The sequence below is a fragment of the Variovorax sp. PDC80 genome (genome assembly GCF_900115375.1).
Taxonomy (GTDB): domain Bacteria; phylum Pseudomonadota; class Gammaproteobacteria; order Burkholderiales; family Burkholderiaceae_C; genus Variovorax.
Genome location: NZ_FOWG01000020.1, coordinates 84862 through 96704, shown reverse-complemented (window position 1 = coordinate 96704; position 11843 = coordinate 84862). Strand labels below are relative to the sequence as shown.

Sequence of the window (11843 nt, the reverse complement as noted above, 5' to 3'; positions counted from 1 at the left end):
CGATCTCCAGGGGAACGACGCAGGGCCGGAATCGGCGCCTTTCCGATGAAGACGGATCGCCGCGCGCGATCCTGACGTGGAGTGAAGAAAAAAGTTGGACGGCGCGCCGACGCCTCGTCAGCGCTTCGCCAAGACGATTTCTGTCGCGCCCTGCCGGCGCTCCAGCCGCACCGGCAGCACCTGCGGCAGGCTGCGCACGAAGTCGCCCATGCGCTGCAGGTCGACGCTGGCCGTCACCGGCAGCGCGGCCACGGCCGGGTCGTGCACCGCGATGCCGACGTCGCCGTAGCGGCCGAGCTCGGCCAGCACGGCGGACAGCGGCAGGTTGTCGAAGCTCAGGCGGTTGCCGCGCCACGCGGCGACGCCCTCGGGCGCGATCCGGGCGACCGGGCCGGGCCGGCCCTGCGCGTCGGCCGCCACCGTCTCGCCCGGTGCCAGCTCGATCGCGTTCTGCACGGCGTCATTGCCGGCCGCCGCCACCCGCACACGGCCTTCCTGCACCGCGACCTGCACCTCGGGACGGCCGATGGACGGCGTGTAGCGCACCGAGAAGCGCGTGCCCACCACCGTGACGCGCGTGCCGCCCGCGCGCACGTCGAAGGGCCGCGTCTTGTCGGACTGCACGGTGAACATCGCCTGTCCCTCGGCGAGGCGCACCTCGCGACGGCCGCGGTACAGGCTGACTTCGGCCGTGGTGGCCGTGTCCAGCCGCATCTGGCTGCCGTCGGGCAACGCCACGTCGAGCTGCTGGCCGCGCTGCGTCTGGTAGCGCTGCTCGAACACCGGCTCGCTGCGCCAGGCCTCCCAGCCGAACCAGCCGCCACCCGCGGCAGCGAACACCGCCGCGGCGGCGGCGAGCGCGCGGCGGCGCGTGGGGCGTGGCGGGGTCGGCGACGTTGCAGGCGCAACGGGCACGGCGGCATGGGTGGCCGATTCGCCGGCCCGGTCGATCGCCACGCGCGCCTGCAGCCGCGCCGCGCCCGCCGCGGGTATCGCATCGATCGCCTCGCTCACGCCGGTCATCTCGTCGTAGGCCGCCTGGTGCGCGGGATCGGCCCGGCGCCAGGCCTCGAACTCGGCGCGCTCGGCGGCATCGAGCCCGTCGCCGAGGCGCACCGACCAGCGCAGTGCCTCGAACTCCGCGGGCGACAGCTCCTCGAGCAGTTCCTCGCCCGCGGTGTCCGGCGCGTCCGGCGCGCGCGCGCCATCGCGCGCGGGCATGCCGGGGGCGGTGGGGCGCGTGCGATCGTTCATCGGGGTGCGGAAATTCGGTGTCTCGGCCTGGATGATGACGGATCGGCAGCGCCGATCCTGAGGCGGCGCCTCAAATTTTCTCGGGCCGCGCCGGTGCGGACCGGGGCGCCTCGGCCGCCTCGCGCAGCCGCTTGCGGCAGGCCGCGACCGCGATCATCACGTGCCGCTCGACCATGTTGCGCGAGATGCCCATGCGCCGCGCCACCTCGGCCTGCGGCAGGCCCTCGATGCGGTGCAGCACGAAGGCCTCGCGGCAGCGCGGCGGCAGGTTCTCGATCGCCGCGACCAGCAGCCGCATGCGCTGCGTCGCCGCATAGGCCACCTCGGGGTTGTCGGCATCGGGCGCCGGCATCTCGAGCAGCACGTCGTCGCTGTCGTGCGCGCGCACGATCTGCTGGCGATGGTGGTCGACCAGCAGATTGCGCGCGATCTGGTAGAGCAGCCCGCGCACCTCGACCACCGGCTGCGCGCCATGGCGCTCGAAGGCCGCGAAGCGCGCGTAGACCTCCTGCACGATGTCCTGCGCCAGCGCGCGGTCACGCAGGTACCGGTTGCAGAAATTGAAAAGCTCCAGGTAATAACGTGCCGCCACGATGCACTCCAGCCACACCGGCTCTGTTGAATCCGTCCGGGTGCTGGCGATGTGGCGGCGGCTGGATCTGGCGCGGGCCGGGCGGGAGGGTCGCGATTATAGGAAGGCGAGCGGATGGGCGTGGGCGGCTCGCGGCATCGCCCCCTGCTTCAACGTCCCGACAGCGCCAGCGGCCCCAGCAACCGGATCAACTCGCTCTGCCGCCGCACGCCCGTCTTGTCGAAGATATTGCGCAGATGGGTGCGCACGGTGTTGATCGAGATGCCGCAGCGCTCGGCGACCTGGGCCGGCCGCGCGCCTTCCGAGAGCTGCACGACCAGTTGGAGCTCCGAGGGCGTGAGCCGGTACTGCTGCGCGAGGGCCTCGAGCCGGCGGTCGCTGGCCTCGCGCTCGGGCGGCTCCTCGACCATCAGCAGCGCCACCGCATGCGGCCAGGCGAGCCGGCAGGCGTTGCCCTCGTCCAGCGGCACCAGCCGCGCGATGGCCGGTGCACTCGGTCGCGCGGTTTCGGGTGTCCACAGCACATGGGTCTGGATCAGGCCGCGCGCCACCTCGCGCAGCGAGGCCTCCACCGCTTCCGGTCCCAGCTGGCCCAGGCGCGCCAGCTTGCCGTTGCGGATGCCGATCCAGTCGCTGCGCGACAGCAGGGCAGCGGCCGCGACGTTGGCATGCAGGATCGCGCCCGTGGCGGCCAGCACCACGAGCGGCTTGGGCACCACGTCGAAGGCGTCGGCGGTGGCCTTCTCGACCGGCGTGGAGCGCACCAGCGACCAGTGCGCGTGCAGCGCGAGCTGCAGCGGCTTGTGCACCGCCTCGAAGGCGCGCTTGTCCTGGTAGCTGAACTCCTCGAGCCCGGGCCGGCGATAGAGACCGATCGCCGTGAGCGGCGCCTGCGCGGGCCGGCTGCCGTCGTCGACGATCATCGCCAGCAACCCATGCACGCCGGTCGGCGCCGCGAACTCGTGGTAGTAGTCCATGCGCTCCAGCTCGCTCCATTCGCAGAGTTCGCGGCCGATGCCGCATTCGCCGGTGCGCACGCAGATCTCCTTGGTCGCGGCGCCCGCGAACCACGGATCCCTCTGTGACCAGTAGTCGATGTAGTCGGGCACCGTGTGCTTGGGCAGCCCGATGTCGACGAACAGCGGCTTGCCGGCCGGCGCGCCGCGCGGCGTGTGGATGGCCGCGGCGGTGGCGCCGAAGCGTTCGCACAGCGCCTCGAGCATCGTCTCCCAGCGCGAGGCATCGGTGGCCGCCGCGCAGGCGGCTGCGATGGCGGGGTTCAGGCCGGAGTCCCAGTTCATGGCTCGTCGCGAACGTGTTCTCGGCGAACCGTTCAGCGCCCGCCCTTGTAGGTGAAGACCTGGACCACGCCCTTGCCGGGCGCGTAGATGTACCCGTAGTCGAGGCCGTTGTTCGTGCGCCAGCGGTATTGCAACGCGCCGGCGATACCGTCGTAGGTGCACGAGAGCTTCTCGATCTCGAGCGACGACACGGCACTGCGCGTGTTGTAGAGCGTGTCGTAGTTCTTCTTCTGGCCCTGCTGCCACTTGCCGACGGGAAACTTCCCCTCGTTGTAGGCGTTGCCGAAGCGCTGGTCGTACACGCGGCCGATGGCGCTCCTGTCCTCGGTCAGCGCGAAGCGCTCGTGCGCCCGCGGCACCTTGCGCTCGTAGACCTCGAACTCGATGCCCCGGTAGCCCGACCACTTCATCGGTCCCTTGAGCGCGACCTCGCCGGACCCCACGCTGCCGTCGGGCAGCACGTCGACGAAGGGATAGGTGCGATCGACTTCGCCGAAAGTCAGCGCCTGCGACTCGGGCGCGGGCAGCGGCAGGCCGGTCAGCAGCTCGACGGGGATGAAGCGCTCGGTCACCGTGGCGTCGTGCTCGCACACGAGGGCATCGGCGGCGTGGGCGGCACCTGGGCCGACCGCCACGAGCAACGCGGCGGCGACGGCCATTGCAGGCGACCGGGGCCGGCACGCCGCAACGCCGATGCAGGAACGCTGGAATGCACGCGCCATGGTGGGAAGCTCCTCGTTGTAGATCCTGGTATCCGGGCTCGCCCCTCCGAGCGCCCTGGAAGCCAGTGTTCTTGAATACGAAGGCACTCACATCATGCAAATGAATGAGAGGCGCAGGCCGGCGGGCCTGGGAGCGGAGCTACGAGATACGGTGGCGTTCCGTGGCGCTGCTATCGCCGAATGCCGCCGTGGCTCAGGGAGTGGCCGAGCGCGAGCGATAGAGCCCGGCATGCGCCATCGTGTATTCGGTCAGCGGGCCCAGCCTCGCCTGCGCCCCATCGAATTGCTCGGGCGGCTTGACATAGGCGTGAACGATCCTTGGCGGCCCGGAGGCCTCGCCAACGTCTTCGACGCCGATCGGCACCCGCCGATAGCCATCCGCCTCGCTGACCCGCTCGAGCAGGTCCATGGCCGCCAATGCCGCATCGTCGACCTCGAACAGCTGGCCGACGATCCGCTCTCCTTCCCCGGGCAGGAACACCAGCCAGGGCGAGAAGCGCTCGCCCATCAGGTACAGCGGATAGCGCTCCCGCGTGACGAAGTCGCCGGGGATGCGGCGGCCGCGGTTGGTGGCGAAGTTGGGGTAGCCCTCTTTCAGGGTGCCGAAGACGAACACGAGGTGGGGCATGGGAGATGCGCCTTCAGGCAGGTACGACTGCAAGCCTTGCACGCGCCATGGGGGCGGGTCGATCCGCGTCAGGCGCGGCGACGCGCAGGAATTCGAGGGGGATGCCCGGTCGTCGAGCCCGTGATCTTGGAGGTGCCGCGCTTTCTCGTCTCCTCGCGCACCGCGCCTGCCGCCTCCACCTTGGTGCGATGACGCATCACCACGCTGCGCATCGTGTCGTTGACGCGCGTCTGCCATCCGGCGCCGGTGGCCTTCAGCGCCTCGAGCACATCCGGATCGAATCGGATGGTGGTCGACACCTTCGGCGCCGCCTTGACGGAACCCACCGGCCTGCCGCGCTTGCGGGCCTCGATCTGCTCCGGTGTATGAACGGCAGCAAACTCGCCGCGCTTCATCTCGCTGATCGACTGGAGCAGGTCCTTCTCGAACTGCTCCATCTCCTTGTCCTTAGTCCTGGGCATCGATAGCCTCCTTCAGCTTCCGCAGGGCGGCTGCGGGAATGTCATCGAACTTCGCTTTCGTGTAGATCAGCAGAAGCACGAGATCGCCGCGCTCGTTCCTGCTGAAATAGATCACCCGAACGCCGCCGCGCTTGCCCATGCCAGCACGGGCCCACCGTACCTTGCGCAGACCGTCGGCATCCTTGATCACGTCGCCTACATCGGCATTCCCCGCGATCCACGCCACGAAATCGAGGCGCTCGACCTCGGACCAGATATCGGCGGCAAGGCGCTGAAAGGTGGGCGTTTCGACAACGGTGAGCATATTGATTGTAGTAACAAATAAAATCCTCGGATTGATTATTTCGTTACCACGAAAAATAGAGATAGACGCTGGTCGAGCCCGGGCTACCCTCTGTCGCCAGAGCTCAGCGCCCTGCCACTTGGTTCCGGCCGCGCCGCCCGCTGCGTCGATTTCTTTGACCACCAGCAAAGCTGCCGGTCAAGGGACGGCGGGTAGTCAGCGCAGCGCCCGCGCGAGCGTCAACGGGGTGACACCGAGCAAGCGCTTCGGATCAGACCCGGCCCGCGGTCACGCCCCCGTCCACCGGCAGCACCGTGCCCGTGATCCACGCGGCCTGGTCCGAGGCCAGGAACAGGATCGCTTGCGCCACGTCGGCCGGCTGGCCATTGCGGCCCAGTGGATGGAAGGCATTGAAGCCCGGCAGCGTCTCTCGCACCTGCGCCTCGCTCATGAAGGTGTTGTAGACGGGGGTCTCGACGACGGCCGGTGCCACCGTGTTGATGCGGATCTTCAGCGGCGCCAGCTCGATCGCGAGGTTGCGCGTCAGCGCGTGCACGCCCGCATTGGCCGCCGAGTAGGCCGCCGACGGCGTGGCACCGATGGCCTGGATCGCCCACAGCGAACCGGTCTGCACGATGGCACCCCCACCGCGTTCGCGCATCGCGCGTGCCGCGGCCTGCGCCATGAAGAACTTGCCCTTGAGGATAGTGTCGAGGAAGGCGTCGTATTCGGCGGCCTCGACCTCGAGGAAGGGCTTGGGACGGAAGATGCCGGCGTTGTTGACCAGGATGTCGACGCCGCCGAAGGCATGGGTGGCCTCGTCGACGAGGCGCTGCGCCGTGGCCGGGTCGGCGATGTCGCCGGCCACCGCGCGCACGCGCTCGCCGGTCGCGTCGATCGCGGCCGCGGTACGCGCGAGCTTGTCGGCGTCGCGCCCGCCGATCACCACGCGCGCACCCTGCGCCACGAGCTGGCGCGCCACCTCTTGGCCGATGCCGGAGCCGCCGCCGGTGACGATGGCGACCTTGGAAGAAAAACTGTTCATGGACGGGTCCTTGCTGGATGAATGGAATGGGCACAGTCTTCCTTGCACGAGGTCCGCGGACAAATGAGAAGATCTGTCGCGGCGACAAAGAAAATCTTTCCCGCGAGGACAACGGCATGAAGACCCCCGCCTATCTCAATGCGCTCAAGGCCTTCGAGGCCTCGGCGCGCCACCAGGGCTTCTCGGCCGCGGCCGAGGAACTCAGCGTGACGCCGGCCGCGGTCGGCCAGCTGGTGCGCAGCCTCGAGGCCTGGCTGGGCGTGCCGCTGTTCGTGCGCGCGAGCAGCGGCAGCGCGCGCCTCGTGCCCACCGAGGCGGCGCGGCGCGCGTTGCCCGACATCCGCGAGGGCTTCGACCGCTTGAGCCTCGGCGTCGCGCGCCTCAAGGAGGCCACGCCGAATCCCGCCCTGACCGTGACGCTCAGCCCGGCGTTCGCGGCCAAGTGGCTGCTGCCGCGCATCGAGCGCTTCCAGGCTCGCCATCCCGGTACCGACCTGCTGCTCGACACCAACACGCGCCCCGTCGATTTCCTCGCCGAGCACATCGACGTGGGCGTGCGCTACGGCGGCGGCCAGTGGCCCGGGCTCGTTGCCGTCAAGCTGATGGACGAGCAGGTGTTTCCCGTCTGCGCGCCCGCGCTCAAGGGCCTGCGCCGGCCCTCGGACCTCGCCCTGTGCACGCTGATTCACGACCTCTCGCTGCCGGCGCGCTCGGGTTTCCCGAGCTGGCGCAGCTGGTTCGACGGCATGTCGCTCGGCGCCCTGCCCACCACGCGCGGCCTGCGCATCAACAACTCGGCCGCGGTGCTGCAGGCCGCCATCGACGGCCTGGGCGTGGCGCTGGGCCGCAGCGTGATGGTGCGCGACGACCTCGCCGCCGGGCGCCTGGTGCGCCCCTTCGGCGACAAGGGCAGCGTGCCCGCGCTGGCGTACTACGTCGTCCATCGGCCCGAGGCCGAGGCAATGCCGCAGGTGGCCGCGTTTCGCGACTGGCTGCGCGAGGAGGCCGCGCGCCCGGAGTGATGCGCCGCCGAAGGCGGCGGCGCGCCGGTCGAGGGTATGCACTAATGCAGGTGGATTAATCGACTTGCATTATTCCGCCCGTGCCCGCCCTCGCCCGTCGAACTTCCAAGCCCGCCGCCCCCGCGCCGCACGTCGACGCCCCCGGCGACAGCACGCATGCGCGGCTGCTCGCCGAGGCCATGAAGCTGATGGCGCGCGAAGGCATGAACGCGGTCTCGCTGCGGCGCATCGTGGTGGCGGCCGGCGCGAACAACGCCTCGGCGCTGCACTACCACTTCGGCAGCCGCGAGGGGCTGGTGGGCGAGATCACCGCGATGCTGCAGCAATGGCTGGAGCCGCGTTCGTGCGCGGGCCTGGAGGCGTTGCGCGCGCGGCCGCATGGCGTGCGCGACATCATGGAAGCCGCCTTCGGCCCGATGATCGAGATGCTGCAGACACCGGGCTTCGGCCGCGACGCGGTGAGCTTCATCGGCCGGCTCGGCTGGGACTTCGGCGAGGCCGGCCAGCGGCTGTCCGCGAAGCTGCACCGCAGGCTGCTGGGCCTCGCGGTCGAGCTGCTCGAGGCACGGTTGCCCGGCACGCCGCGCGAGACGATCCAGTACCGGCTTATCCTCAGCATGAATGTCGTGTACTACGGCATCTCCTACCGCAGCTACCTCAAGCGCTCGCCCTTCGGCGTGATGCCGATGTCGGAGCGCGGCAACGAAGCGCGCGAGCGGCGCGAGTTCATGGACTACCTGGAGGCCGGCGTGCGCAACGTGCCCGGCGCCGGCTGAGCCGTGTCGCACGTTGCATCCGGAAGCAGCAGCATGTCGATGACCTTTCCCATGCCCGCCTTCAGCGCGCCGCCATCGCCCGCGCTCGCGAAGACCAGGCGCCCGGCCGTCCCGCGGCAACTGGCACTGCAGTTGCGCGGCAGCTACGAGAAGCTGCGCGAGCGCCGCTGCGCCTGCGCGCGTGGCGAGGCGCTGATCTTTCACTGCCAGCAGCAGATCCTCGAATACGAAGCCGATCCGGAACAGTTCGCGCGGACCTACTTCGCGGGCAGCGCGTCGAATGCATTCCCGGTGCTCGCGAGCCTCCGGCGCGCACGTGAAACCCTGGCGCGCTACCAGGGCGAGATCGACGGCCTCCAGGCGGAACTGGCCGCGGCGGAAGCCGAATGCGCGCGCACGGAGCAGGTGGTCATGGCGCGGCTCGCGGCCCTCGGCGCGCCGCGGCCGAACTGGTGCCGTTGGCCCGAAGAACCGCATGCGCTCGAGAAGATGCGCAAGAGCCATCTGAGCCACGTCCGGTTGCGACCGCAGCCCGTCGTCGCTGCGGCCTCCGCGCACGAGCGAACCTAGCGCTGTCCCACGACGCTCGAAGCCGCGAGCGCTCCGTTCGAGGCGGGCATCCGGCTCAGCAGTCGAGACTCGCCACGACGTCGCCGACTTTTTCCAAAGCCCGCTTCAGATCGGCATGCGACACCGAGCCCAGCGCCAGCCGGATGGCGTGCGGCGGCTGAGAGCCCACGGCATACGGCGCGGCGGTGGAGACCAGCACGTTGTCCTCTTTCAGCCGCATGGCGACCGCGTCCGACCGCACCCCGGCAGGCAAGGGCAGCCATACGAAGTACGACGCCGGATGGCGAACCATCTCGAACTGCGCCAGCACCGTCGACACGATGCGCTGGCGCGCGACGGCATCGCGACGCTTCTCCTGCTCGAGCCGCGCGACCGTGCCGTCCTGCAGCCAGCCGCAGCACAGGGAGGTCACCAGGGTCGGCGTGTTCCAGACCGTGGCGCGGATGGCGCGGTGGATGCGGGGAACCAAGGCGGCGGGCGCGCATGCAAAGCCGAAGCGCAGGCCGGCCGCCACGCTCTTCGAGAGGCTGGAGACATACACGGTGATATCGGGCGCGAGCGCCGCCAGCGGCGCGGGCGCCTTCTTCTCGAGGAAGGCGTAGGTGCCATCCTCCAACAGCAGCAGGCCGCGGCGGCGCGCCACCGCGATCAGGGCATCGCGCTGCGCCAGCGGCATCACCCAGCCGAGCGGATTGTGCAGCGTGGGCATGCAGTAGACGGCGCGGATCTTTCGCCGACGGCACAGCGCGTCGAGCGCGTCCGGATCGAGCCCCGGGCCGGACGCGGGCAGCGCCACCAGCTCCAGCCCGCAGAGCTCGGCCACCACCTGGATGCCCGGGTAGCTCAGGGCGTCCACCGCCACCGCGTCGCCGGGCCGCAGCAGGGACATGGCGGCACAAGCGAGCGCATGGATGGCGCCGCAGGTGATCAGCACCTCGTCGGCGGCGACCGACAGGCCCCGGCTCTTCAGGTGCGCCGCCACGATGGCTTTCTCGTGCGGACGGCCGCCATGCGGCTGGTAGCGCAGCACGGACTCGAGCTCGCCCGCCGAGGCCAGTTGCCGGAGCGCAGTGCGCAGCAGGTCCGTCTGCATCGGCAGCGCCGGATAGTTGAAGCTCAGGTCCAGCAGGTCGCCGCTGGCCACGTGCATCTCCACGCCATCGCCGAAGGGGATGGGCTCGCGCACGAAGGTGCCGCGGCCGACCTCGCCGGAGACCAGCCCCATGGCCTGCAGCTCCGCGTAGGTGCGCGTGGCCGTGGCCAGCGAGATCCCCTCGCGCGTGGCCAGCCGGCGATGCGTGGGCAGCGCCGTTCCGGGTTTCAGGCGGCCCTGGCGGATGTCCTCCGAGAGCCGGTCGACCAACTGCTTGTAGCGAGCCTGGGGCATGCGCCATTGTATTCATGACAATAATTTGATTGTCTTGCATCGGGGAACTACGATCCGAGCCTTCCACCGACCCACCCGTTTCCGCCGCATGGAACTGACGCCCACCACCATCCTCGTCACCTTCGCCGGTGTGTTCCTGATCTGCTTCATGAAGGGCGCCTTCGGCGGCGGCTTCGCGATCATCGGCATTCCGCTGCTGTCGCTGGTGATGGATCCGGTGACGGCCGGCGGCCTGCTCGCGCCGCTGTTCATCGCGATGGACCTGTTCAGCCTGCGCTACTGGAAGCCTTCCACGTGGTCCAGACCCGACCTGCTGCTGCTGGTGCCCGGACTCGTGGTCGGCATCGGCGCGGGCTATGTGCTGTTCCGCGTGCTCGACCACCGTGCGATCGCCATCGTGATGGCGGCGATCACGCTGGTCTTCGTCGGGCTGTGGTTCGTGCGCGGTGGCGAGGTGGTGGTGCGGCCGCGCTCGTCGCCCAAGGCGATCGCCGCCGGCCTGACCTCGGGCATCACCACGATGGTGGCGCACTCGGGCGGACCGCCGCTGGCCATGTACCTGCTGCCGCTCGGCCTCAGCAAGCAGGTCTACGCCGGAACCACGAGCATGTTCTTCACGGTCGGCAACATCCTCAAGGCAGTACCGTGGCTGGCCCTGGCCCGGCCCGCGGGCAGCGTGTGGACGCTGATGGCCATCTGCCTTCTCGCCATTCCCTCGGGCGTCTGGCTGGGCTGGCGCCTGCATGCCCGGCTCGACCAGCGGCAGATGTACCGGGTCTGCTATGGCCTGCTCGTAATCACGGCCATCAAGCTGCTATGGGACGGCGTGTCGGGCTACCTGCACTGAGAAGGTGTGAAGGAAACTGCTGCGCGCCCCGATCTCGCACCTGCGGTCCTCACCGTACAGAGTACGGCTCCAGTCCTCGGCGCGACCTCGGGGCGCTCGCGACGGTTCCTTCACACCTTCTGAGTCAACGAAGCGGCGGTGCGCGAAAGCCCGCGGCGGCGAACTGCACCAGCTGCTCGATCAGCTCGTTGGAGTCCTGCGCCGTGGCGTTGCCTTGGGAGAGGCGCTTGAAGCTGCGTCCATGCGGCCGCGTGGCGGTCAGGATCGCACCCACGAGGAAGAAGAGCCGCCAGACCAGCGTTTCGCGCGGAATGCCCGGCAGGCAGGCCTCGAGCATCGAGAGAAAGCGGAAATTGATGGCGTCGTAGATCTCGACGATCAGCTGCTCCGACAGCTTGCCCTGCTCGGCATTCAGGCTGAATGACAGCGTGGTGACCGGGCTTTCCTTCGCCAGCGATCGGCCTTCGAACATCGGCGACACCCAGGCGCGCACGATCGATTCGACCGTGAGCGTGCCCGCTTGCTCGAGCTGCTCGAAGTTGGCGGCGCGCTTGTCGTTCAGCGGCGCGGCGACCTCCTTGAACACCTGCACGAACAGGCCTTCCTTGCCGCCGAAGTAGTAGGAGATCAGCGCGGAGTTGGTCTTGGCGCGGTCCGCGATCTCGCGGATCGACACGCCGCGGTAGCCGTTCTTGATGAACAGATGCGTCGCGGCCGCGAGCAGCCTGCGCTGCACATCCGCGTTCTTTTCCTCGGCGCCGTCGGCGCGGGACTTGGTGTTCGTGGCCATGAAATCCGGGGATGCATCCTTCTTAATCAATGATTAAAGCACGAAACGACATCGGCTTCCATAGGGGAAATCCGGGTCGGTGCGCCGCTTGTCTCCGTTTCATGGCCGAACCTATACTTTAATCATTGATTAAAACAGGCCGCGATCTACCACGGCCCCTCGGAC

14 protein-coding genes are annotated in these 11843 nt (G+C 69.3%); 4 read left to right on the top strand and 10 right to left on the bottom strand.

Translation table 11 applies throughout. The features are described 5' to 3' along the window. Positions 1-117: 117 nt before the first annotated feature. The 8 genes from BM109_RS38090 to BM109_RS38055 form a co-directional block, all read right to left on the bottom strand. Positions 118-1254: a FecR family protein gene (locus tag BM109_RS38090; RefSeq protein ID WP_256223053.1), complete on the bottom strand. Its 1137-nt coding sequence runs from the start codon at positions 1252-1254 to the stop codon at positions 118-120. Positions 1255-1324: 70 nt separating this feature from the next. Beyond that, positions 1325-1846, bottom strand: a complete 522-nt coding sequence (locus tag BM109_RS38085; protein ID WP_093355100.1) for an RNA polymerase sigma factor — start codon at positions 1844-1846, stop codon at positions 1325-1327. Between the two features lie 149 nt (positions 1847-1995). Next, positions 1996-3147 (bottom strand): helix-turn-helix transcriptional regulator, encoded by a 1152-nt coding sequence (locus BM109_RS38080; protein ID WP_093355029.1) that lies wholly within the window; start codon positions 3145-3147, stop codon positions 1996-1998. A gap of 32 nt (positions 3148-3179) precedes the next feature. Continuing rightward, a complete protein-coding gene (locus BM109_RS38075) occupies positions 3180-3806 on the bottom strand; it encodes a hypothetical protein (protein ID WP_093355026.1) in 627 nt (208 codons plus the stop codon). 256 nt (positions 3807-4062) lie between these two features. Further along, entirely contained in the window at positions 4063-4497 is a 435-nt protein-coding gene (locus BM109_RS38070) for a gamma-glutamylcyclotransferase family protein (RefSeq protein ID WP_093355024.1), read from the bottom strand. A gap of 68 nt (positions 4498-4565) precedes the next feature. After that, positions 4566-4934: a BrnA antitoxin family protein gene (locus tag BM109_RS41855; RefSeq protein ID WP_371269457.1), complete on the bottom strand. Its 369-nt coding sequence runs from the start codon at positions 4932-4934 to the stop codon at positions 4566-4568. A 10-nt stretch (positions 4935-4944) separates the two neighbouring features. Beyond that, a complete protein-coding gene (locus tag BM109_RS38060) occupies positions 4945-5262 on the bottom strand; it encodes a transcriptional regulator (RefSeq protein WP_093355020.1) in 318 nt (105 codons plus the stop codon). Positions 5263-5512: 250 nt separating this feature from the next. Further along, a complete protein-coding gene (locus BM109_RS38055) occupies positions 5513-6286 on the bottom strand; it encodes an SDR family NAD(P)-dependent oxidoreductase (protein ID WP_093355016.1) in 774 nt (257 codons plus the stop codon). Between the two features lie 116 nt (positions 6287-6402). On the opposite strand from BM109_RS38055, the gene gcvA reads away from it, so the two are divergent. From gcvA to BM109_RS38040, 3 genes are all read left to right on the top strand, one after another. Then, positions 6403-7308 (top strand): transcriptional regulator GcvA, encoded by a 906-nt coding sequence (gene gcvA, locus BM109_RS38050; RefSeq protein WP_093355014.1) that lies wholly within the window; start codon positions 6403-6405, stop codon positions 7306-7308. A gap of 80 nt (positions 7309-7388) precedes the next feature. Beyond that, a complete protein-coding gene (locus BM109_RS38045) occupies positions 7389-8084 on the top strand; it encodes a TetR/AcrR family transcriptional regulator (protein ID WP_093355011.1) in 696 nt (231 codons plus the stop codon). Positions 8085-8117: 33 nt separating this feature from the next. After that, a complete protein-coding gene (locus tag BM109_RS38040) occupies positions 8118-8654 on the top strand; it encodes a hypothetical protein (protein ID WP_093355008.1) in 537 nt (178 codons plus the stop codon). A 55-nt stretch (positions 8655-8709) separates the two neighbouring features. Here BM109_RS38040 and BM109_RS38035 read toward each other — a convergent pair whose 3' ends face one another. Further along, positions 8710-10041: an aminotransferase-like domain-containing protein gene (locus tag BM109_RS38035; protein ID WP_093355005.1), complete on the bottom strand. Its 1332-nt coding sequence runs from the start codon at positions 10039-10041 to the stop codon at positions 8710-8712. A gap of 88 nt (positions 10042-10129) precedes the next feature. On the opposite strand from BM109_RS38035, the gene BM109_RS38030 reads away from it, so the two are divergent. Further along, entirely contained in the window at positions 10130-10888 is a 759-nt protein-coding gene (locus tag BM109_RS38030) for a sulfite exporter TauE/SafE family protein (protein ID WP_093355003.1), read from the top strand. 124 nt (positions 10889-11012) lie between these two features. On the opposite strand, the gene BM109_RS38025 is transcribed toward BM109_RS38030, so the two are convergent. Then, positions 11013-11678, bottom strand: a complete 666-nt coding sequence (locus tag BM109_RS38025; RefSeq protein WP_093355000.1) for a TetR/AcrR family transcriptional regulator — start codon at positions 11676-11678, stop codon at positions 11013-11015. Positions 11679-11843 lie beyond the last annotated feature (165 nt).

Excerpts from the sequence above, each read along its gene's own strand:
- BM109_RS38090 (WP_256223053.1), bottom strand. The coding sequence starts at position 1,254 with ATGAACGATCGCACGCGCCCCACCGCCCCCGGCATGCCCGCGCGCGAT.
- BM109_RS38080 (WP_093355029.1), bottom strand. The coding sequence starts at position 3,147 with ATGAACTGGGACTCCGGCCTGAACCCCGCCATCGCAGCCGCCTGCGCG.
- BM109_RS38075 (WP_093355026.1), bottom strand. The coding sequence starts at position 3,806 with ATGGCCGTCGCCGCCGCGTTGCTCGTGGCGGTCGGCCCAGGTGCCGCC.
- BM109_RS38070 (WP_093355024.1), bottom strand. The coding sequence starts at position 4,497 with ATGCCCCACCTCGTGTTCGTCTTCGGCACCCTGAAAGAGGGCTACCCC.
- BM109_RS41855 (WP_371269457.1), bottom strand. The coding sequence starts at position 4,934 with ATGGAGCAGTTCGAGAAGGACCTGCTCCAGTCGATCAGCGAGATGAAG.
- BM109_RS38060 (WP_093355020.1), bottom strand. The coding sequence starts at position 5,262 with ATGCTCACCGTTGTCGAAACGCCCACCTTTCAGCGCCTTGCCGCCGAT.
- BM109_RS38055 (WP_093355016.1), bottom strand. The coding sequence starts at position 6,286 with ATGAACAGTTTTTCTTCCAAGGTCGCCATCGTCACCGGCGGCGGCTCC.
- gcvA (WP_093355014.1), top strand. The coding sequence starts at position 6,403 with ATGAAGACCCCCGCCTATCTCAATGCGCTCAAGGCCTTCGAGGCCTCG.
- BM109_RS38040 (WP_093355008.1), top strand. The coding sequence starts at position 8,118 with ATGTCGATGACCTTTCCCATGCCCGCCTTCAGCGCGCCGCCATCGCCC.
- BM109_RS38035 (WP_093355005.1), bottom strand. The coding sequence starts at position 10,041 with ATGCCCCAGGCTCGCTACAAGCAGTTGGTCGACCGGCTCTCGGAGGAC.
- BM109_RS38030 (WP_093355003.1), top strand. The coding sequence starts at position 10,130 with ATGGAACTGACGCCCACCACCATCCTCGTCACCTTCGCCGGTGTGTTC.
- BM109_RS38025 (WP_093355000.1), bottom strand. The coding sequence starts at position 11,678 with ATGGCCACGAACACCAAGTCCCGCGCCGACGGCGCCGAGGAAAAGAAC.